We start from the raw sequence: 20,411 nt of genomic DNA, 5'->3' as shown, positions 1-20,411 counted from the left end.
AATGTTAGTTGGTCAGTTGGCACGCCCGCTGGCAACGGGCACAGCCTCCTGCAGCTCACCGACCGAACCGTCGAGTTCGATGACTCCGTAGTCCCAGCCCTTGCGGCGGTAGACCACACTGGGGCGCTTGGTTTCGATGTCCTGGAACAGGTAGAAATCGTGGCCGACGAGTTCCATGAAATACAGGGCATCATCGACGGACATGGGGGCCGCGGCGAACACCTTGCGACGGATGACGACGGGGCAGTACTCCTCTTCGGCGGAGGCCTCGGGGGCATCCGCCTGCACGATGGGAATCGCGCCGGTGCGTACCCGCTCGAGCGTCTCGGGGTTGGCCGGCGTGATGTCGATGACGCTGAAGCCGACCGCGGACGCCTCGTGCAGCGAAGTGGGCCGGTGGGCGCCGCCGCGGTGTACTTTTTTGCGGTCCTTGGCCCGGCGAACCCGCTCAAGCAGACGACCCAGCGCCACGTCAAAAGCGGCGTACTTGTCGGATCCATCTGCTTCGGCCCGAACCAACGGCCCCTTGCCGATCAGGGTGAGTTCGACCCGGTCGTTGCCGACGGCAGCGCCGTTCTTCTCGTGGTGGCGGCTGACCTTGATCTCGAGCGCGAGGGCCTTCTCGGCGAGGAGGGCGATTTTCTCAGCCTTCTCCGTTGCGTAATCCCGGAAACGATCCGTGATCCCAAGGTTGCGTCCGACAATGTTAGTTTCCATGACGACCTCCAGTTTGGCGGACCGCCCCAAAACCGGGCGGTCATTTCGCGCCTTTGTCTCCACCGTAGCCGTGGGAGTGCAATAAGTCACAGCATTTGTCGACGAGTTTGCTGTTGGGGCACTTGGAGCTGCACTGAGGGCCATTACGGGGGCAGCAGACGCCGAGTTTCCGCAAGTGTGGCCAGACCGACGACGGCACCGCCGGCAGCGAACACGGCGCGCCGCGCCTCGAGCAGGGTCGCTCCCGTGGTGACGATGTCGTCGACCAGGATCACCAGCACCCCGTCGAGCGGACGCCTGGCGACGAGGCTGTTGCTCTTGTTCGCGGCCCGCGCCGCCCGACCGAGGCCCACTTGGTCGAGAGCCTCGATGCGCTGCGCGAGCGCCGCAAACGGGTGCAGGCCGACGCGGTGCAGGAGGGCATCGACCGGGTGGTAGCCCCGAACACGCCAGGCCAGACGAGACGACGGGATGGTCACGAGCTGGATTCCGGGGCCGGCGTCAGAGCGCCCAGCATCACGATCCTCACGGTTAGCGGGCACGGCGGCCAGCGCGGCCACAATGGCCGCTCGCAGCGGCGCGGCGAGGGCGGCGGCGGCATCCGTTCGGCCGCCGTCTTTGTAAGCGGCGATCGCGTGGCGGGCAGCACCCTCGTAGGTGAGTGCCGCCCAGATGAGGGCGTCGTCGCGGACGACCGGGTGCACGGAAGGCGCCAGCGCCCGCCTGCAGTCGGCGCACAGAGCACGGTCGACGACACCACAGCCACAGCACTCGGTCGGCAGCACGGTTGCCCAGGCATCCCGGCTCGCGGCGGCCAGGCGATCGCGCAGTTGTCGGTTCATGGCCTCAGTGTGCCGCGGGATACCGGCGGGGCCGGCCCGAACTCGCCAGCGGTGGACAAGCGCGTCTCGGCGCTTTCTGGGGAGGAGCGGCCGGTTGCTTAGCCGCCGAGGCCTTGCTGGGTGGCGAGCAGGGTCACTTCATCGATGCGGGCCTGCCAGCCCGCTCCGCGTTGCACCTCGAGGCTGCCCGTGTCGGTGAGGGCTCGCAGATCGCGCACCGAGTTACTGCCGACAATGAACCGGCTACTCAGGGGGGATTCGAGAATGGTGCTGACACCACCAATCTGTTGTGCGACGATGCGGGCTTCGCCGCTGGGCAACGTGCTGAGCGAGGCGACGGTCAATTCATTGATCCAGGTCGCGTCGCGGCCGATTCCGCCGCCAGACGCCAGCAGTACGGGCGCACCGATTCCGATCGGCGCCGCGCCGGTGCGAATGATGGAGGCGATGACGAATCGGGTCTCGGAACCGGTGCCGAGGAGCGCGATCAGCCGAGAGCCGTCTCGGGACACTTTCAGTGCCGCGATCGACGTGGCCTCTGGCCACGGAGTCGGCAGCAAGGTTGCGTCCCCGGTGGGGCTGTAGACGACGAGTGCACTCGGATCGTTTGCCGGCACCGACCAGACGAAGCGGTCATTGTCGATTGAGGGCGCGAGCAGCCCCGCGCGCGCGTCGAGCAGCTCGGGGTCGTCGCCGGCCCGGACGACGTAGACGCCGTCGCTGGCGAGTACGGCCGCCGATCCCTGGCCCGATGCGAGCGTCACAGCCGTCGGAGCAAGCTGGGCGATAGTGTCAGAGAGCCCATCCAGCGCAGTGATGCTCTGCCCGGTAGCGGCGAGAAAACCGAACTCATCACCACGCAGCACGAGCGCCCGGGCATCCACCCGCGGATCCACGAGCGGAGCCCCCGATTCCAGAGCAGTGATGGCCTGGGAGTTCTGGTCGATGGTGATTTCAACTGTCAGCCCCGTCGGCAGACTTGCCGCCAGCTGTGCTTTCATGCGTTGGAGGGTCTGCCGATCGGCATTGAGGGCTTCGCTGTTCAGATCGACCATGGCCTGACGCCCGACGACCTGCACGGCGTCGGCGGTGAGCTCGGAGCCTTCGGGAAAGGCCGTGGCCACGGCGCCGGCCAACCAGGCGCTCGGTCCGTTCAAGACCGCGTTGACCAGTTTCGTTGGAGCGGATGCGCCGCGCGGAAACCAGCGCAGGTCCGGCACCAAAAACCGAAAACTGGGGTCATAAAAGTAGACCGGCTGGGCACTGAAAACGTCATTGAAGGTGTTTTCGTCAATCACCGTGCCATCCGGGGCCGCACTGATACGCCACTGGCCGCCGATCTGCGCAAATTCGTAGCGCAACGGTACCGGGCTTGCGTCAACCTCGCGGTATTCCCCGGACTGGTCCACTTCCGCGATCGGTGTGACCGCCACGAGGGTGGTGGCGTCGTCGAGGACGGTCAGGGTACGCCCTGAACCGTTATCGACGGTGACGCCAGAGGTCGGATCCCAACTGGATTGAAACGGCGGAGCCAGAAACTGGCGGGCGATGTCGTAGTTGTTCTCCGGACTTGACGATGCGTCGATGAAGCCGCGCAGAATAGACTCCGTCGAGGCGTCCTTCTGCGGTAGCGCCGGCAGAAAAACCGGGGCTGGATTATCGTCCGGCGCGATGTCATTGCCGGCGTGCACCACTCCGTCGCGAGGGATGCCGGTGCAGCCACCGAGTCCGACGGCGAGACTGGCTGCCACGAACAACGCCGAAACGACCCGCCAGGCTGAACGGCGCGCTCTGCGATCAGTCATGCTGACCTCCGCCCATTCCTGGCACATGCCCGACCTCGCCCAGCGCTGCCGTGGCGTCGTCGGGTGGCAATGGGATCGGGGACGATTCCAGCGTGGCTCCGGCTGTGCGTGGCAGGGTCAGCCGAAAACACGATCCCTCGCCCGGACTCGACCAGACCTGTAGCCAGCCGTTGTGCACGCTCGCGTCTTCGCGCGAGATGGCCAGTCCGAGTCCAGTGCCCCCGATGGTGCGTTGGCGAGACGGATCAGCACGCCAAAACCGGTCGAACACGTGCGCGACCTCGGCCTGGGTCATGCCGAGCCCGTAGTCACGCACGGCGAGTGCGACCGCATTCGCGTCGCTGTCGACTGACACCACGACGGGTTTACCTTCACCGTGTTCGATGGCGTTGCCTATGAGGTTGTGCAGAACCCGCCGGATGCGTCGCGGATCGACGTCGGCGTTGAGGTACCCGCCCGGCGCTACCAGCCGCAGGTCACTCCCCTTGGACTCGGCCAGTGACCTCAGGCTGTCGATGGCGTCTTCGGCGAGATAGACCAGGTTCGTCGGTTCACTCTCGAGGTCCACCGAGCCGGCGTCGTACCGGCTGATTTCAAGCAGGTCACTCAACAGCAACTCAAAGCGTTCCACCTGGGTGTGCAGCAGCTCAGCGGTGCGACCGGTGGCTGGCGGAAATGTCGCCCGCTGGTCGTACAGCACATCGCCGGCCAAGCGGATGGTCGTGAGCGGCGTTCGCAATTCGTGCGAGACATCCGACACAAAACGTTGTTGTACCTCGGATAGGTCGGCGAGCTCACGAATCTGGCTCTGCAAGCTGTCGGCCATGCCGTTGAACGAGCGGGCAAGCGTGGCGATGACGTCTTCGCCTTTCTCGGGAATGCGCACTTCCAGGTCGCCGGAGGCAAGTTTCTGGCTCGTCTCGGCGGCCACCCGCAACGGAGTGACGACGAAGCGCACGACGATCCACGATACGGCCCCGATCAGCAGCACGAGGGCGACGCCGGCCACCCCGAGCGTCTGCTGCACGAAGAGCAGCGTCGCTTCGGAATCCTGCAGACTGTAGGCAATGTACAGCTCGTAACGGCCGGCCACGGGAACCGTGATCTGCGACCCGACTACGATGCCGGGAATGGTCGTGGCCTCGTCACCGATCAGGGTGACGGACTGCCAAAACTGATCACCGTCGTTCGCCTGCACCTCGGTGCGCAGGTCGGCGCCGATCACACCGGTCGATTGCCCAAACGTCGACGAATCGAGCGGTGCAACGGTCGACGGATCCTGGCCAGGTACCCGCAGCACGGCGACCAGTCGGCTCGACGAGGCAGCGGAGATCGAGGTGCGGGCCGAACTGAGCAAATTCTGCACCGCTACCCGGTCGGTGGCATCGGAGGAATCGAAGAGGCTTTGCGCGGCACTGGTTGCACGGTCTGATTCGAGCAGGACCTGGCTGAGCCGCGACTGAAACAGGTCATTACCGATGCTGACCGACATGTACACCCCCACGATCAGAATGGCCAGCCCGGAAAGCGCGACCGAAACCGTCACCGTCCGAAATTGCAGGGACGAACGCCACGACGCGCGCACGAGCCTCGGCCAGTTGCGTGGCCTGCTCCGATAGGTCAGCTGTGGCACGGTTTGGGAGACCGTTTCAGCGGGTGTCGCCGGTTGGACATCGGGGTCGGGGGTCTCTAGCTGACCGCACCGGCGCGATAGCCGACGCCGCGCACCGTCATGACGATCTTGGGATTGTCGGGATCGTGCTCGACCTTGGCTCTCAGCCGCTGCACGTGCACGTTCACGAGCCGGGTGTCCGCCTTGTAGTGGTAACCCCAGACCTGCTCCAGCAACATTTCGCGGGTGAAGACCTGCTGGGGTTTGGAGGCGAGGGCCAGCAGCAGGTCGAATTCGAGCGGCGTGAGGTTGATCGCGGCCGTTCCTCTGGTGACTTCGTGGCCCACTGCGTTCACCACGAGGTCACCGATGTGCAGGGCAAGTGCGCCGTCGGCGGCCGGCGGGCGCAAGCGGGTGCGAATGCGGGCGACGAGTTCCTTGGGGTTGAACGGCTTCACCATGTAGTCGTCGGCACCGGACTCGAGCCCCTTGACCACGTCTGTGGTGTCAGACCGGGCGGTGAGCATGATGATCGGCACCCCCGATTCTGCGCGGATCAGCCGGCACACTTCGATGCCGTCGAGGCCGGGCAGCATGAGGTCAAGCAAGACCAGGTCGGGCTTCTCGATACGAAACGTCTCGAGGGCGAGCGATCCATCGGCACAAAAACCCGGAGTGAATCCCTCGCCTTGCAAAACGATGCCGATCATCTCGGACAGGGCGGTATCGTCGTCGATAACCAAAATGCGTGCAGTCATGGGTCTCTTTCCAGAACGTAAGTCACGAGTGTTCTGATGTCGTTCGCTCAGCAGATTGCCCGATGAGTACGGCAAAGTCTGGCATAAGAGTAGCCGAGCGTGCTGACAGAGTGCCTGCGAGCGCATTTCTCGATCGACCTGTGCCAGCATTGAATGGTGACAGACCCCTGGCAAGCCCCCGACGCCCCCGTTCCACCGCGCTACGGGGACTTCGCGGCGCCGTCCTCGCCCTATCCGGGCGCGTCGCACCCGAACGGACCGTTCGCGGGCGGCAATCCAGGGCAGGGCTGGGCGCCTCCGCCCAAGCCGGGACTCATTCCATTGCGGCCGATCGGGTTCGGTACGCTGCTCGGCGCGTCTTTCCAAGTCTTGCGCCGCAATCCGAAGGCGACCTTCGGCAGCGGCCTGATCGTGCAGGCGGTGATTATGTTCGTCACCGTGATGATCGTCGGGCTCGTCACATTCTGGGCTCTTGACCGCATTGACAGCGCACCACTCGACCAAAAGGATGCCGTCACGGCCGGCTCGGTGCTGGCCGGCTTGCTGTCCGCCATCATTCCGATCGCCCTGTCGCTCATCGCTTCTGCGCTGTTGCAGGCCGTCATCGTGGTCGAGGTGGCCCGCGCCACCCTCGGAGAGAAACTACGGCTCGGCGCTCTGTGGCGCCGGGCGGCGACTCGTCTCTGGCCCCTGACCCTGTGGACCCTGATGCTGAGCGGTGCGCTGCTCGTCGGAGTGGCCGTGCTCGCCGGGATCGTCGTGCTGCTGATCAGTGTCGGCGGTGCCGCCGGCCTCGTCGCCGGCGTTCTCATCGGCGTCTTCGGCGGTCTGCTGTTCGCTGCCACGAGCGCATTCCTGTACACCAAAACCAGTGTTGTCCCTAGCCTGATCGTGCTGGAGAAGCTGGGCCTGCGGGCATCCGTTATTCGGTCGTGGTCGCTAACGCGCGGCTATTTCTGGCGTACCCTGGGCGTTCTGCTGCTGGTCACCGTGATCGTGCAGGTGATCAGCCAGATCATCAGCATTCCCGTGTCGCTGCTCATGGGAATCGGTACTGCGCTCGTCGACCCGGCAGGGGCGTTCATGGAGCAATCGTCCATCATCATCACCGTCGTCAGCCTGATTATCGCCATTCCCGTCGCGGCCGTGGCGGCCGTCGTGCAGTCGGCGGCGGTAGCGCTGGTCTACCTCGACCTGCGCATGCGCAAGGAAGGCCTCGATCTTGAGCTGGCCCGCTACGTCGAATCGGTCGCCCAGGGCGGCGAGGTGCCCGACCCGTATCTGGCGCCGATCGCTTTCGGCGGATACTCGGCAGCATGACCGAAGTGGGCCTGGCACAGCTCGGATCCGCGGGCGGATCGCTGCGTGACCGCTTCACGTTCGGCGTGTCGCGTGATGTTCCGGTGGTTCCTGACGCGCCAGAGGCCCGCCAATGGCTGCGCGAAGAACTCGCGAAGGCCCCGTACGCAGCGGCCCGGCCGACCTGGTTCGACCGGGCGTCCCAGGCTTTTCTCGACTGGCTCACCTCACTCGTTGGCAGCGGCGATGACAGTCTGGCGGGCTGGGTGCCGATCGTCGCGGCCGTGCTGGTGCTCGCGGCGCTCGTGGCGGGCTGGTTGCTCTTTGGCGCGCCCAAACTCGCCAGGCGCCGCCGGGCGGCCCTGGACCTGTTCGGCACGATCGACCAGCGCAGCAGCTCCGAGATGCGCACGGCGGCCGACGCGGCGGCCAGTCGCGGCGACTGGAGCCTGGCCTGCGAGGAGATTTTTCGCGCCCTGGCCCGCGGCCTGGCTGAACGCACGGTGGTCTCGGTCACGCCCGGCACGACCGCGCATGATTTCGCTGCCCGCGCTCAGCTCGCCTTTCCGACCCACGGCCCGGCCCTGGCCCTCGCTGCAGACATCTTTGACCGGGTGCGCTACCTCGAACAGGCCGGTCTCGAGCCCGACTACCGTGGCCTCGCCGCCCTCGAGGCCGAATTGCGGGCTGCGGCGCCCGCCACGCTCGCCCCCCTGACCGAGGCGGGTCGGTCATGAGCGCAACGCTCGGTTCCCAAACGGATGCTCCTGCTCACGTGGGCGGTGCGGCCGCCGGTGCTGTGGGCGGCACGACCGTGGCTACCCCGACCCTCCGCGCTTTGCTGGCCCGATCCTCGTTCTGGGTGATCGCCGCCGCCTGCATTCTGGCCGTCGCGATTGTCGCCGTGCTCGTGTCCGGCGGCAGCCAGGCTGCTGGCCGGGCGCTCGCCGGGGACAACGTTGCTCCGACCGGCTCGATGGCGCTCGTCGAGGTGCTTCGCCAGCAGGGCGTCACCGTGACGCTCGCCAGTTCCCTGGCCGAGGTGCGGGCCGCGGTCGGAACGGATTCAACCGTGTTCCTGTATGACGAGAACAGCTACCTCGACCAGACCCAGCTGAGCGAACTGGGCGACCTCGCCGCGCACACCGTTGTCGTGGCACCCGATTTTCTGACCCTTCAGGCGCTGGCCCCGACTGTAGGCTTCGGCGGCGTGTCCGAATCCGACATTCTCGCGGCTGACTGCTCGGTGCCGGCCGCGAATCGAGCCGAGGCGCTGTCGCCGGGCGGGGACACCCTGTCCATTCCGTCCGGGAGCGCGCATCCGCTCCTCACCGGCTGTTTTGCCAGCGGCACCACGACCTTCTCGCTGGTTCAGGTGCAGAACGACACGACCGGCGGGATCATCTCCCTCGTTCCTGACGCACGCCTGTTCAATAATGAGAACATCGCTGACTACGGTAATGCTGCGCTCGCACTGGGGCTGCTGGGGCCGAGCGACTCGCTGGTCTGGTACCTGCCGACTCTGGCCGATCTGCCCCGCACCGGGCCCCCGTCACTGGCCGAGTTGACGCCCGGCTGGGTCACCCCCGTGCTCGTTCTGCTCATGCTCGTCGCTGTCGCCGCCGCGATCTGGCGGGCCGCGCGGTTCGGACCGCTCGTGGCCGAGAACCTGCCGGTCACGGTGAAAGCGAGCGAGACAATGGAGGGTCGCGCCCGGTTGTACGCGCGCAGCAATGCCAGGCTGAGGGCGCTGGACGCCCTGCGGGTCGGCGCTGTGCAGCGACTCGCCCTGGCTGTCGGTCTGGGCCGCCTCGCACACTTGGAGGAGGTCATCGGCTCGGTCGCCCATTTCACCGGTCGCGCTCCCGACGAGGTGCGGCGAGTGTTGGTGGGCGCGATCCCCGAATCCGACGCGCAGCTGATGGCACTCTCCGACGCTTTACAGGCTCTCGAACACGCGACCGGTCAGGCTGTGCGCCCCGGGTCCGCGCCGGCTGCTCGGGCGTCAACATCCGTTTCTGGTGAATTACCACCCCCTCCAGCCGAAAGAATGGACCCATGACGACTCCTGCCACCCCACTCACGCCCGCCGACTCAGTCGCTGCCGCGGCGCCCTCGACCGCAGAGGATGCCGCCGCGCTTCGGGCCGCACTCAACCGGGTGCGCTCCGAGGTCGGTAAGGCGGTCGTCGGGCAGGACGGCGCGGTGACCGGGCTGATCATCGCGCTGCTCGCGCGCGGCCACGTGCTGCTCGAGGGTGTGCCAGGAGTGGCCAAAACGCTGCTCGTGCGCACGCTCAGCCACGCGCTGAGCCTCGACACTAAGCGCATCCAGTTCACGCCCGACCTGATGCCAGGGGACGTGACCGGGTCGCTCATCTACGATGCCCGTGCGGGCGAGTTTGAGTTTCGGCAGGGCCCGGTGTTCACCAACATCATGCTTGCCGACGAGATCAACCGCACGCCGCCGAAGACGCAGTCCGCACTGCTGGAGGCCATGGAAGAACGCCAGGTCAGCGTTGACGGCGAATCGCTAACGCTGCCGGAGCCGTTCATCGTGGCGGCGACCATGAACCCGATCGAGTACGAGGGCACCTACACGCTGCCGGAGGCGCAGCTGGACCGGTTTCTGCTCAAGCTCGTGCTCGAAGTCCCCCAGCGGGTCGATGAGATAGAGGTGCTGCGCCGCCACGCCGCCGGCTTCAACCCGCGCGACCTGGCCGGGGCCGGTGTGAGCGCGGTGCTCGGCGCGGCCGAACTCGCCGCGGCGCAGGCCGCCGTGTCGAGGGTCGGTTCGAGTGCGGATGTGCTCGCCTACATCGTCGACCTGGCCCGCGCCACGCGCACGAGTCCCTCGGTCAAGCTCGGTGTCAGTCCCCGCGGAACGACCGCGCTGCTCGCCGCCACCAAAGCCTGGGCCTGGCTGAGTGGCTACGCCTCGATCACGCCCGATCACGTGCAGGCGATGGCGTTGCCGGTCTGGCGACACCGCGTGCAGCTGCGCCCGGAGGCAGAACTCGAAGGTGTCTCGGTGGATGCCATTCTGCGCGGTGTGCTGCAGCAGGTTCAGGTTCCGATCTAACGATGACGCTCAGCGGACGGTTCGTTCTTCTCCTCGCCCTCGGGGTGGTGCCTATCGTGCTGTTCGGGCTCGATCCCGTTACCGCCACCGGCGTTCTCGTTCTCTGGCTGCTGCTGGTGTTCGTGCTTGGCGGCCTTGACCTCGCGTTGGCGGCGTCTCCGCGTGCAGTGACGGTCGAACGGATGCTGCCCGCCCGGGTTCGACTCGGAGAATCCGTCACAAGCGAGCTATACCTCACCAACACCGGACGCCGCCGCCTGGTCGGCGTGGTGAGGGATGCCTGGCAGCCGTCGGCGGGAGCCGGACGCAATCGCAGCCGGGTTGTGATCCCGTCCGGCGAACGGCGGCTCGTCTCGCTCACGCTCACACCGTTTCGACGCGGCGAACGACGGGTTGAACAGGTGACGGTGCGCTCGCGCGGACCGCTTGGCCTGTGGAACCGCCAGGCCACGCTGAACGCGCCGGGGCGCATCCGGGTACTGCCGCCCTTTCACGCCCGTAAACACCTGCCCTCGAGAATTACGCGACTCAAGGAGCTCGACGGACGCACGAGCGTGATGGTGCGCGGGCCGGGCACCGAGTTCGATTCGTTGCGCGAATACGTGCGCGGCGACGACGTGCGCTCGATCGACTGGCGCGCCACTGCCAGGCGCAATGATGTGATGGTGCGCACCTGGCGCCCGGAGCGCGATCGCCGCGTCGTCATTCTGCTCGATACCGGTCGCACCTCGGCGGCGCGGGTCGATAACGAGCCACGCCTCGACACCGCCTTCGAGGCTTCTCTGCTGCTCGCCGCGCTCACCTCGGTTGCCGGCGACCGAGTGGACTTTCTCGCGTTCGATCGCCGGGTACGCGGGCGTGTGCAGGGGGCAAGCGGAGCCGCTCTGCTCTCGCAGATGGTCGATTCGATGGCCCTGATCGAGCCGGAACTTATCGAGATGGACTGGGCCGCCGTTCCCGGGCAGGTGCGGTCCATCACGAGCCAGCATGCCCTGGTCGTGGTGCTCACCTCGGTCGACGCCGCGGGTGCGTCGACCGGGCTGCTGTCGGTGCTGCCCCAACTCACCAAACGGCACACGGTCGTCGTGGCTTCCGTACTCGACCCTGCCACCGTGCTCGCCGCAGCCGCCCGCGGCGGTCGCGACGAGATTTACCGGGCGGCGGCGGCGGAACGGGCCCTGCTCGACGTGGCACGCGTATCGGCCGCTATCCGCCGGCTGGGAGCGGATGTTGTCACCGCCTCGCCCGCGCAGCTCCCGCCGGCTCTGGCCGACCGCTACATCGCCCTGAAGGCTGCCGGCCGGCTCTAACGTTCCGACTGCTGCTCGAACCGCCTGCGTGAGAACCGCTGCACTGGTCGAGACCGTGGAGACCGCCAGAAACGACCGTGTCAGGTCACGGCAGTCGGGGCATCAGGCAGCGTAGATTCGGGTGCTTCCGGCCTCAAACTCGCTCAGGTCGCCCGTTTCACCGGCGCGAGTGGCGCGGCCGCCGAGCACGATCATGTACGTCAAAAATGCGCCGAGCGCGATGGCTCCGATACCGATCTTGATCGGCCATGGCCATGGCTGCGAGGTGACGAATCCCTCGATGATGCCCGAGACCAGCAGTACGAAGACAAGACCGATTGCCACCGTGAACAGCGCGCGACCGTCTTCAGCGAGTGCCTGCCCGCGGGTGCGGGCGCCGGGGGCGATCCAAGCCCAAAATATGAGCAGCCCACCGGCCGCTGCCACGAAGATGGCGGTGAGTTCGAGCAGCCCGTGCGGAGCGATGTAGAGAAAGAATACGTCGCCCTTGTCGTAGGCGAACATAATGGCCGCTGTGGTGCCGATGCTCATGGCGTTTTGAAGAATAATGAACGGCACATAGACCCCGGTGATGCCGAAGGCGATGCACTGTGCGGCGATCCAGGCATTGTTCGTCCAGACAAATCCGGTAAATGACGCCGCAGGGTTCGCCGAGTAATAGCCGACGAAGTCCTCGTTGGCCAGCTGAGCGAGTTGGGCCTCCGTTCCCAGATTCGCGAGCACTTCTTTATCGTTGTAGGCCCACACCGCGTACAGTCCCGCGACCACAAAAGTGACCACGGCGACCGCGAGGGTGAGCCAGCGCAGCCGATAGAGAGCCGCCGGCAGCTGGGCAACGAAAAAACGCGGAATTTGCGCCAACACATTGGCACTCACCCCGGTGAAACGCAGCCTGGCGCGAGAGAGGCCGACCGACAGCCGGTCACCTTCGAGAGTCGACCCGGCAGTCGACTTGATCGCTGAGAGCTGGGTGGCACCGGCCTGATAGCGCTCGATGAGTTCGTCGGATTCGGCACCGTTCAGTGCCCGCCGGGCCCCGAGCTCGGTCAGGCGGTCCCAGTCGGCGCGATGCGCGGCCGTGTAAGCGTCTAGATCCATCTGGTTCAATAGTAGACATGAACGAGACCGATCGTGCGGACCGTCACAGTGATCTGACTCGCGACGACGAGCTCGTTACCGGCGAGGCAGTCGCGCTCGACGTGCGCCCTGCCAGCGTCATTCTGCGCGCCGCCGGCTCGATCATCGATACGATCGCTTACCTCGCCCTGTACCTGCTCATTCTCCTGGCCTTCTTTACGACCGTCGCGGTCTATACCGACTCGGCGCTCACCCAGGCTATCTCGGTTGCGGCCCTCGTCTTCTCCGTGCTGATCGTGCCGGTGCTGGTCGAAACCCTGACGCACGGTCGATCGCTCGGCAAGCTCGCCATCGGCGCTCGCATCGTGCGCGACGACGGCGGAGCGATCTCCCTGCGCCACGCGTTCATTCGAGCCTTGACCGGCGTGCTCGAAATCATCATGACGTTCGGTGGGCTCGCCGCCATCACGGCCCTACTCAACGGCCGATCGAAGCGCCTCGGCGACCTGCTGGCCGGCACGTACAGCCAGCACGAGCGCGTCCAGCGCAACAAAGAGGTCCCACGCCCGCTGCCCGAAGCATTGCTGCCATGGTCGCAGACCGTCGATATCGCCAGGCTGCCCGACCAGCTGGCGCGGCGCGTGGCCCAGTTCCTGCGGCAGTCACCTCACCTGACCCCGCTGACCCGCGAACGCCTGGCCCAGACCCTGGCTGCGGAGGTTACTCCGTTCGTCTCCCCATTGCCCGATGCTCCGGCCGAGTCCTTCCTCATTGGAGTCGCTTCCGTGCGCCGAGAACGCGAATACACCGCTCTCCTCCTCGAGCGCGAGCGCCTGGCTCGCCTCGCCCCGGTCCTGACCGGCCTCCCCCACGGCTTCCCGAATCGCTGATTCGAGAGTACGGGCCGCACGGAGTGCATGGTCCGGCCAGGACCATCGGCAGTTCTTACGACGATTCGACATGAAACAGATTCTCCCCACCTCTCGCCTCGCCTCGTGGGGCGGCCGTAAAATTCGCCGGTGGCATTGGGTCGGAGTGGTCACAATTCGCGGCGTGGTCTGCCCGGTGTCAAACTTGAACCATGGTGCTTTCACTCCCGATCCTCGATTTCTCTCAACTCGACGCTGGCGAGGCCGAAGCTGCGGCATTCCGCACTGAACTCCTGCGTGTCACCCACGAAGTCGGGTTCTTCTATCTGACCGGCCACGGCGTCGACCCGCAGCTCACACAGGAGCTCCTCGCCGTTTCGCGCGAGTTCTTTGACCTGCCGGTCGAGCAGAAACTCAAGTTGGAAAACATCCACAGTCCACAGTTTCGCGGTTATACCCGCGTCGGCGGGGAGCTGACCGCCAACGCCGTCGATTGGCGCGAGCAGATCGACATCGGGGTGGACCGTAAGCCCGTACCCCGCGCCGTCGGAACTCCCGATTATTGGCGCCTCGAGGGCCCGAACCTCTGGCCGGAGTCCTTGCCCGAACTCAAGGCCGTCGCCCTGCGCTGGAATGAAGAGCTCAGCCGCATCGCGCTTCGCCTGCTGCGCGCCTGGGCACTCGCCCTCGGTAGCCCCGAGAACGTCTTCGACGCCGCTTTCGCCGAGAACCCTTTTCCCTTGACCAAGATCGTGCGCTATCCCGGCCAGCCTGAACGTGCCCAGGGTGTAGGTGAGCATCGCGACGGTGGAGTTCTCACGCTGCTGCTCGTCGAACCGAACAAGGACGGTCTGCAAGTCGAGCACGACGGCGAGTGGATCGATGCTCCCCCGCTCGACGGCGCCTTCGTCGTGAACATCGGCGAAATGCTCGAACTGGCAACGGATGGCTACCTCAAAGCCACCCTGCACCGCGTCTTCTCCCCTAAAGACGGATCCGACCGCATCTCCGTGCCGTTCTTCTTCAACCCCGCCCTCGACACCGTAATGCCGCGGCTGCAGCTCGACGAGCGACTGTCTCGCGAGGCCCGCGGGCTCTCCGCCGACCCGACCGACAGTCCCATTCTCGAAACCACCTACGGCGACAACGCACTGCGCTACCGCCTACGCGCCCACCCCAACGTCGCCGCCGCCCACCACGCCGACCTGATCTAACCCCATAGGACGGATGAGGCCCAGGCCGAGGCATCCGTCATACGGTTTCCCTGAACCGCCTACTCGAGACTATTCCTGGGCCTGAATAGCACTGGAGCGCGCAAGGGAAGAGGTGGTGTTGGGGGCTCTGAGCTAGGCCGACACCGCCCCTTCTCTTCGATTCTTATGAGTTCACAACCTCCGATACGGCGTCTGCTCTGGTCGACGCCGGTGATGCGTCAACTTTCGGTCGCGGGATTTTAGTGATGATGGGGACGATCACCGACATCAGGGCAATAATGCCCATGACGGTGTACCCCAGCGTGTAGTCCTTGTCCGCGCCGATAAGAGCGGCGATAATTGGCGAGCCGATGATTCCGCCAAGGCTCCACCCGATGATCATGAGGCCGTAGATCGCACCAGCGTGTTTGACTCCGAAGAAGTCGCCCGCCGTTGCAGGCATCGTGCCGAACCCGCCTCCGAAGCAGAGGTAGACGATGGCAGCGAGGACGAAGAACAGCACAGCGTTGCTGGCGTGGGGGATGACCAGCAAACAAATACCCTGCAGCCCGAGCATCAGACCGAATGTCGTCATTCGACCGGTCTTCCCAGAAACCCACGCCCAAAAGATACGGCCACCTCCATTGAACAGCGCCAGCACTCCAACGAGCGCTGCAGCACCGCCGACGCTGTAACCGGCGATGTCGATCGCACTCGAGTTGGCCTGGGCGACCAACGCAATGCCGACGGTGACGTTAAGGGTAAGAATTGCCGCCAGAAAGTACCACTGCGGTGTCCGTAGCGCCTCTTTCTCGGTGAACTGTTTGTAGCTGTCTTGCGCCCTGCCTGTTGAGGCCGGCGCCCACCCCGGCACCGCGTATCCGGCGGGAGGGTTACGGAAAAACGACGCGCCTATCAGCGCGAGCACGAGGTAACTGATCCCGAGGGGCAGAAAGGCCCGGTTCGGTTCCGTCGGAGTCATTGCGATCAGCCACTGGGCGATGGGCGCGGTCAGGACCGCGCCAAATCCGAAGCCGGCTACCGCGAGTCCGGTGATGAGACCGCGCTTGTCTGGGAACCACTTCTGCAACATTGCAATCGGTACGATGTACGCCAAGCCGAGGCCGAACCCGCTGATGACTCCGTAGCCGAGGATCAGGAGCCACAGCTGGCTATTGTCGTGCGAGAGAGCGAACGAGGCGAGGATGCATCCAAAGGCATAAATGATGCCTCCGGTGAGTGCCACCGGCCGCGGCCCTTTCCTATCCTGGATCCTCCCACCGATGTAGCTGCCGATGAAAATCATGCCAATTGTCACGGTGAACGGTAGAGATGCTTCCGGATTGGTGAGCCCCATGGCATCCGGGCTCTTCAACGCTGAACTGAACACACTCCACGCGTAGACGGCGCCAATCGAGAACTGCAGCAACAGCGCTGCAACCACAATCCCCCATCGCCCGGCCGTCGGTTTTTTGGTCGTTCCACCGATCACAGTGGCTGATGAATACATAGTTCTACCCTTCTAATGATTTTGCATAAGTCCCCCACGAGAACACTTATGGCGCTCGGCCCATCGCTAGTCCGGCTCTGCGCGACCACAGCCGAAGCTATAGCTACTTCCCGCCAACGTTTCTTCTGGATTATCCAGTTCGGCGGCGAGGGAAACTCGAGCCAAGAGGCCGGCACTGGTCTGGCTGCAGGCACCACAGGAATTCGTGACGCGAGAGTTGAACTCCAAACGCGGATTTTGCTGCGGGACGCCAGTGGCCAGCGTGACTTTCAGGACGTTATTCGTATTCAGCCGCTCTCAAACGGCTTCCTTCACGAGTAACGAATCATTACGCTAAGTAGGCGACTTTTCGTCGAGTCGTTACCTACTCACCTTTTTAGTCCTATCACCTAGGTGAGAGCTTTGCAAATATTCGGTCCCGCAAGAACGACTTTCACTACGTCTACATGTGATACCGCGCCGAATCCCGGCTGCCGCGATCGGTTCCCAGTCGCGGCCGCCGGTGTCGATCCCGATCCGCTCCGCTCCGAGCCAGAACCCAGGCCCACGGGGTACGCGCCCTAATGTGCGGACTCTGTGATACAGACAGCTGTTTTGAAACAAAAAACTCGAAAACAAAGTACGTCCATATTGTCGAAAATCTTTTCTCACGGGGTTTCATTGTCTCGACGACTATTTTTTAGGGGCAGGATTGAAGTATGAAACGTGCAGCACCGGTAAAAGACATCAACGAAGCTAATCTCGTCGTTAAGAAGCCCAGAACTCACGCAGCGGGCCTTGAAGCCGTCGTCGTGGCCCTGGACCGCGGCATTGCTCAGGCCGGACTGTCCCGCACAGCCCGCTCCTTGCTTCGACTGAATCAACGTGACGGCACCGACTGCCCTGGATGTGCGTGGCCGGAATCCCAGGGGCACCGCAAGACAGCGGAATTCTGCGAGAACGGCGCCAAGGCCGTGGCAGAGGAGAGCACCACGCGCACGGTGGGTCCCGATTTCTGGGCGGAGCATTCCGTCGAAGAACTGGCGACCAAGACCGAGTACTGGCTGGGTAACCAGGGCCGCATCACGCACCCCGTGGTCATCCGTCCCGGTGACACGCACTATTCCCAAATCAGCTGGGACGACGCCTTCGAGCTCGTCGGGCAGAAAATTCGCGAGAGTACTCCGCAGCGCACGGTGTTCTACACCTCGGGTCGCACGGCGAACGAGTCAGCGTTCATGTACCAGCTCTTTGCCCGATCGATCGGCACCAACAACCTGCCGGACTGTTCAAACATGTGCCACGAATCCTCTGGGTCGGCGCTGAACCCCACGATCGGTATCGGCAAGGGAACGGTGTCGCTCGACGACATCCACCAGGCCGAGCTCATCTTCGTCGTCGGGCAGAACCCCGGAACAAACCACCCCCGAATGCTGTCCGCCTTGGCAGCATGCAAAGACAACGGTGGAAAGATCGTCGCGGTGAACCCGCTGCCCGAGGCGGGGTTGTTCAACTTCAAGGACCCGCAGACCCCCTCCGGGCTGATCGGAAGCGGAACCAACCTCGCCGACGAATTTCTGCAGATCAAGGTCGGGGCTGACCTGGCCCTGTTCCAGGCGCTCGGGCATCTCCTGCTTGAGGAGGAAGAGCGCGTTCCGGGGTCGGTCGTGGATCACGCTTTCATCGCCGAGAACACCGACGGGATCGACGCCTACCGGGCCGCCCGCAAGACTATCGATTGGGAGCAGACTGAAGCTGCCACTGGCCTATCCCGTCTGCAAATCGCGACCGTCGCCCAGATGATGGTCGCCTCCAAAGCCACCATCATCTGCTGGGCTCTCGGCCTCACGCAGCAGCCGCACTCGGTGAACACGCTCAAGGAGATCATCAATCTGCTCCTGCTGCAGGGGAATTTCGGCAAGCCCGGCGCTGGCGCGTGCCCGGTGCGGGGACACTCCAACGTGCAGGGCGACCGCACTATGGGCGTCTGGGAGAAGCCGCAGGAGCCAATGCTCGCGGCCCTGGACAAAGAATTCTCGATTGAGTCTCCACGCGAACACGGCCTCGATTCGGTCGACACCGTGGACGCGTTTGAGAAGAACAATGTTGACGTCTTCATCTCCATGGGCGGTAACTTCGCGTTGGCGTGCTCGGACACCGATCTACTCGAGGCAGCGATGCAGCGGGTAGGCCTGACAGTGAGCGTGTCGACCAAGCCCAACCGCTCGCACGTCCGCCACGGCCTGACCTCGTTGATTCTGCCCACCCTTGGTCGGACAGACACGGACGACAAACATCCCGGTGGCCGTCAGGTGCTCAGCGTCGAAGATTCCATGTCCGTTGTGCGCACTACCCAGGGGCGCCTGAAGCCGATCTCCGAGCACATGCTGGCCGAGCCTGTGATCATCGCCCGCATGGCTAACGCCACCCTCGGCGCCGACCACGTCATCGACTGGAAAGCCATGGCCGAGGACTACGACGTCATTCGTGACCACATCTCCCGGGTGCTGCCAGGTTTCGTCGACTTCAACGCTCGACTCAAGACAAAAAACGGCTTCGTATTGCCGAACCCACCGCGCGATACCCGTAGCTTCAAGACCGACATTGGGCTTGCCCGCTTCACGGTGAGCCCGCTGGAATATCTCACCCCGCCGGTCGGCCACCTCATCTTGCAGACCATGCGCAGCCACGACCAGTACAACACGACGTTCTACGGCCTCGACGACCGCTACCGCGGTATCTCCAACGGTCGTCGGGTGATTCTCATCAACGCCGAGGACGCAGCGGAAATGGGTTTTTCCGATCGTGCCCCGGTCGACGTGATCAGTACCTTCCAAGGTGCCGAACGCCGCGCGGATGACTTTCGTCTAGTGTTCTACCCGACTCCGCGCGGTTGTGCAGCGGCGTACTTCCCCGAGGCCAACGCGTTGATGCACCGCGAGCTCGTGGCCCGGGAGTCGAACACCCCCGGCTACAAGGCCATGGCGGTGCGGTTTGTGGCTCGTGCCGAGTAATCGACCTCGCTGAGCTAACCGACTGAACCCGGCCGTTCCAACCGCAAGGGTGGGCGGCCGGGTTCGTTTCAGCACGAGGTCGCCGGCACGGTTGCCAGCACCCGACTTGCACCCATCATGGTCTTCCGCGCCAGTTCACAACTGCCCCGAGTCAGCGCCCATAGCTGTCTCACGTGCGGGCAGTTGCCTGCCCGATGGGCCGCGACGTCATCTCAACTCGCCAAAGACCAAAGACCGTGGTTCTTTATCGCGAGCTGCTCCGCCTAGTCCTTTCGAACACTCCCCCTGGAGTGCAGGAATTTGAACAAAACACCTATGGCCAGACCATATGCGACAAAGATGACCCCGTTGATCCACATGGCCCAAGGAGTCGCGAAAAGGACAATCCCCAGGACCGCCGTGAGCACTGCTGCGACCCACCAGAAAACTCTATCTGCCACGATGCCCCCTATGGATGAGATAACGCCAGCGAAAACGCTGGCCTTATCAGCAATAATACGTGCGTCGTTGTCACGATGAGATTACCAACAAAGCTCCCGCCAGCTCATCTCACTGGTCAGTTGCACCTTCGAGGACTACCGTGGCTGTTCTACACGCTGACGAACGTCCGTGGCGAGACCGCCTGGTCCGTGACGCGCCTAAACCCGATGCTCGAAGCCGATAAAGAGGAGGATGAGTGAATGACCGACGACAGAGGCACTCACAAAGAACCGATTCAAGACCAACATTCCCAACCGGATGACGCCAAAGCGGCAGGGATCCTGATGCAACAAGAAGCTGATCTGGCCGGTCATGACGAGGCGCAAATTCTAAACGCCCTACGTCAACGCTTTGAGGACAGCGGACTACACATCAACGAGGACACGCTCCACGCTCATGCGCATCGCATCGCCGGCCTCAAACCGAATGATTTTTCAAAAAAGTAAACGTATACCTAAAGAAGTGGTGACGTTCCGTGAGGCTGTCCTTGGCCTCCGCCGCCGCTAGTGTCTTAGCGACACAGGGCCACGCACGCGCAGTGCGTGGCCTTTGCTGTTCGTGTGGTGGGTGGGGTGGTGGGATATTCGCGGGGTGTCGAGTTTTCGGGGTGTTCCGGCGGGCTCCGCACGCTCTTCGCGGAGTCTGCCGGAACACCCCGAATGTTTGAGCTGAGGAGCGAGTGTCCCGCCGCCCCGCCGGGGTCCAGTCTCTGGTCCAGCCCCGATCTCAGCCATCCTGACTCGCGAGTTAACGCGGAACGGCCACCCGCAGGTGGCCGTTAACGCAGAAAGGCCACCCGAGGGTGGCCTTTCCGTTTGTTTCTAAGTTAAGTCCGGCGGTGTCCTACTCTCCCACAGGGTCCCCC

The 20,411-nt window shown here is 64.3% G+C and carries 16 protein-coding genes; 9 read left to right on the top strand and 7 right to left on the bottom strand.

Annotation, left to right across the window (positions count from 1 at the left end):
* Positions 1-12: 12 nt before the first annotated feature.
* From hpf to mtrA, 5 genes are all read right to left on the bottom strand, one after another.
* Entirely contained in the window at positions 13-717 is a 705-nt protein-coding gene (gene hpf / locus E3T39_RS13915) for a ribosome hibernation-promoting factor, HPF/YfiA family (RefSeq protein WP_134516342.1), read from the bottom strand.
* Between the two features lie 143 nt (positions 718-860).
* The gene (locus E3T39_RS13910) at positions 861-1,559 is read right to left on the bottom strand and encodes a ComF family protein (RefSeq protein ID WP_134516340.1); all 699 of its coding nucleotides are present in this window, start codon (positions 1,557-1,559) and stop codon (positions 861-863) included.
* 98 nt (positions 1,560-1,657) lie between these two features.
* Positions 1,658-3,364 (bottom strand): LpqB family beta-propeller domain-containing protein, encoded by a 1,707-nt coding sequence (locus E3T39_RS13905; RefSeq protein ID WP_166784141.1) that lies wholly within the window; start codon positions 3,362-3,364, stop codon positions 1,658-1,660.
* Positions 3,357-4,988, bottom strand: coding sequence for an MtrAB system histidine kinase MtrB (gene mtrB, locus E3T39_RS13900; protein ID WP_420898166.1), 1,632 nt, complete (start codon positions 4,986-4,988; stop codon positions 3,357-3,359). The genes E3T39_RS13905 and mtrB overlap by 8 nt, the downstream gene beginning before the upstream one ends.
* A gap of 65 nt (positions 4,989-5,053) precedes the next feature.
* The gene (gene mtrA, locus E3T39_RS13895; protein ID WP_134516336.1) at positions 5,054-5,734 is read right to left on the bottom strand and encodes an MtrAB system response regulator MtrA; all 681 of its coding nucleotides are present in this window, start codon (positions 5,732-5,734) and stop codon (positions 5,054-5,056) included.
* Between the two features lie 156 nt (positions 5,735-5,890).
* On the opposite strand from mtrA, the gene E3T39_RS13890 reads away from it, so the two are divergent.
* The 5 genes from E3T39_RS13890 to E3T39_RS13870 are packed head-to-tail and all read left to right on the top strand — an operon-like array spanning position 5,891 to position 11,424.
* Positions 5,891-7,054 (top strand): hypothetical protein, encoded by a 1,164-nt coding sequence (locus E3T39_RS13890; RefSeq protein ID WP_166784140.1) that lies wholly within the window; start codon positions 5,891-5,893, stop codon positions 7,052-7,054.
* Positions 7,051-7,770 carry a DUF4129 domain-containing protein gene (locus E3T39_RS13885; RefSeq protein WP_134516332.1) on the top strand — a complete coding sequence of 240 codons (720 nt, stop codon included), beginning with the start codon at positions 7,051-7,053 and terminating at the stop codon, positions 7,768-7,770. The genes E3T39_RS13890 and E3T39_RS13885 overlap by 4 nt, the downstream gene beginning before the upstream one ends.
* Positions 7,767-9,095 (top strand): DUF4350 domain-containing protein, encoded by a 1,329-nt coding sequence (locus E3T39_RS13880; RefSeq protein WP_134516330.1) that lies wholly within the window; start codon positions 7,767-7,769, stop codon positions 9,093-9,095. Before E3T39_RS13885 ends, E3T39_RS13880 begins: the two co-directional genes overlap by 4 nt.
* The gene (locus tag E3T39_RS13875; protein ID WP_134516328.1) at positions 9,092-10,114 is read left to right on the top strand and encodes an AAA family ATPase; all 1,023 of its coding nucleotides are present in this window, start codon (positions 9,092-9,094) and stop codon (positions 10,112-10,114) included. The genes E3T39_RS13880 and E3T39_RS13875 overlap by 4 nt, the downstream gene beginning before the upstream one ends.
* Positions 10,115-10,116: 2 nt before the next feature.
* Positions 10,117-11,424, top strand: coding sequence for a DUF58 domain-containing protein (locus tag E3T39_RS13870; RefSeq protein WP_134516326.1), 1,308 nt, complete (start codon positions 10,117-10,119; stop codon positions 11,422-11,424).
* Between the two features lie 102 nt (positions 11,425-11,526).
* Here E3T39_RS13870 and E3T39_RS13865 read toward each other — a convergent pair whose 3' ends face one another.
* Entirely contained in the window at positions 11,527-12,522 is a 996-nt protein-coding gene (locus E3T39_RS13865; RefSeq protein ID WP_134516324.1) for a stage II sporulation protein M, read from the bottom strand.
* 17 nt (positions 12,523-12,539) lie between these two features.
* Here E3T39_RS13865 and E3T39_RS13860 point away from each other — a divergent pair, with 17 nt between their 5' ends.
* Entirely contained in the window at positions 12,540-13,391 is an 852-nt protein-coding gene (locus E3T39_RS13860; protein ID WP_134516322.1) for an RDD family protein, read from the top strand.
* Positions 13,392-13,582: 191 nt separating this feature from the next.
* On the top strand, positions 13,583-14,584 hold the full coding sequence (locus E3T39_RS13855) for an isopenicillin N synthase family dioxygenase (RefSeq protein ID WP_134516320.1): 1,002 nt from the start codon (positions 13,583-13,585) through the stop codon (positions 14,582-14,584).
* A 163-nt stretch (positions 14,585-14,747) separates the two neighbouring features.
* On the opposite strand, the gene E3T39_RS13850 is transcribed toward E3T39_RS13855, so the two are convergent.
* Positions 14,748-16,073, bottom strand: a complete 1,326-nt coding sequence (locus E3T39_RS13850) for an L-lactate MFS transporter (RefSeq protein ID WP_134516318.1) — start codon at positions 16,071-16,073, stop codon at positions 14,748-14,750.
* A 698-nt stretch (positions 16,074-16,771) separates the two neighbouring features.
* On the opposite strand from E3T39_RS13850, the gene E3T39_RS13845 reads away from it, so the two are divergent.
* Positions 16,772-19,066, top strand: a complete 2,295-nt coding sequence (locus E3T39_RS13845) for an FdhF/YdeP family oxidoreductase (RefSeq protein WP_134516316.1) — start codon at positions 16,772-16,774, stop codon at positions 19,064-19,066.
* Between the two features lie 680 nt (positions 19,067-19,746).
* On the top strand, positions 19,747-19,992 hold the full coding sequence (locus tag E3T39_RS13840) for a hypothetical protein (protein ID WP_134516314.1): 246 nt from the start codon (positions 19,747-19,749) through the stop codon (positions 19,990-19,992).
* Positions 19,993-20,411 lie beyond the last annotated feature (419 nt).

Source organism: Cryobacterium suzukii (genome assembly GCF_004403185.1).
GTDB lineage: Bacteria > Actinomycetota > Actinomycetes > Actinomycetales > Microbacteriaceae > Cryobacterium > Cryobacterium suzukii.
The sequence above is the reverse complement of the archived record's forward strand: the minus strand, read 5'-3'. Positions and strand labels throughout refer to the sequence as shown.

Bases quoted from the DNA above. Each gene is read 5' to 3' on its own strand.
- hpf (WP_134516342.1), bottom strand. From the start codon at position 717: ATGGAAACTAACATTGTCGGACGCAACCTTGGGATCACGGATCGTTTC.
- E3T39_RS13910 (WP_134516340.1), bottom strand. From the start codon at position 1,559: ATGAACCGACAACTGCGCGATCGCCTGGCCGCCGCGAGCCGGGATGCC.
- E3T39_RS13905 (WP_166784141.1), bottom strand. From the start codon at position 3,364: ATGACTGATCGCAGAGCGCGCCGTTCAGCCTGGCGGGTCGTTTCGGCG.
- mtrA (WP_134516336.1), bottom strand. From the start codon at position 5,734: ATGACTGCACGCATTTTGGTTATCGACGACGATACCGCCCTGTCCGAG.
- E3T39_RS13885 (WP_134516332.1), top strand. From the start codon at position 7,051: ATGACCGAAGTGGGCCTGGCACAGCTCGGATCCGCGGGCGGATCGCTG.
- E3T39_RS13880 (WP_134516330.1), top strand. From the start codon at position 7,767: ATGAGCGCAACGCTCGGTTCCCAAACGGATGCTCCTGCTCACGTGGGC.
- E3T39_RS13875 (WP_134516328.1), top strand. From the start codon at position 9,092: ATGACGACTCCTGCCACCCCACTCACGCCCGCCGACTCAGTCGCTGCC.
- E3T39_RS13870 (WP_134516326.1), top strand. From the start codon at position 10,117: ATGACGCTCAGCGGACGGTTCGTTCTTCTCCTCGCCCTCGGGGTGGTG.
- E3T39_RS13865 (WP_134516324.1), bottom strand. From the start codon at position 12,522: ATGGATCTAGACGCTTACACGGCCGCGCATCGCGCCGACTGGGACCGC.
- E3T39_RS13860 (WP_134516322.1), top strand. From the start codon at position 12,540: ATGAACGAGACCGATCGTGCGGACCGTCACAGTGATCTGACTCGCGAC.
- E3T39_RS13855 (WP_134516320.1), top strand. From the start codon at position 13,583: ATGGTGCTTTCACTCCCGATCCTCGATTTCTCTCAACTCGACGCTGGC.
- E3T39_RS13850 (WP_134516318.1), bottom strand. From the start codon at position 16,073: ATGTATTCATCAGCCACTGTGATCGGTGGAACGACCAAAAAACCGACG.
- E3T39_RS13845 (WP_134516316.1), top strand. From the start codon at position 16,772: ATGAAACGTGCAGCACCGGTAAAAGACATCAACGAAGCTAATCTCGTC.
- E3T39_RS13840 (WP_134516314.1), top strand. From the start codon at position 19,747: ATGACCGACGACAGAGGCACTCACAAAGAACCGATTCAAGACCAACAT.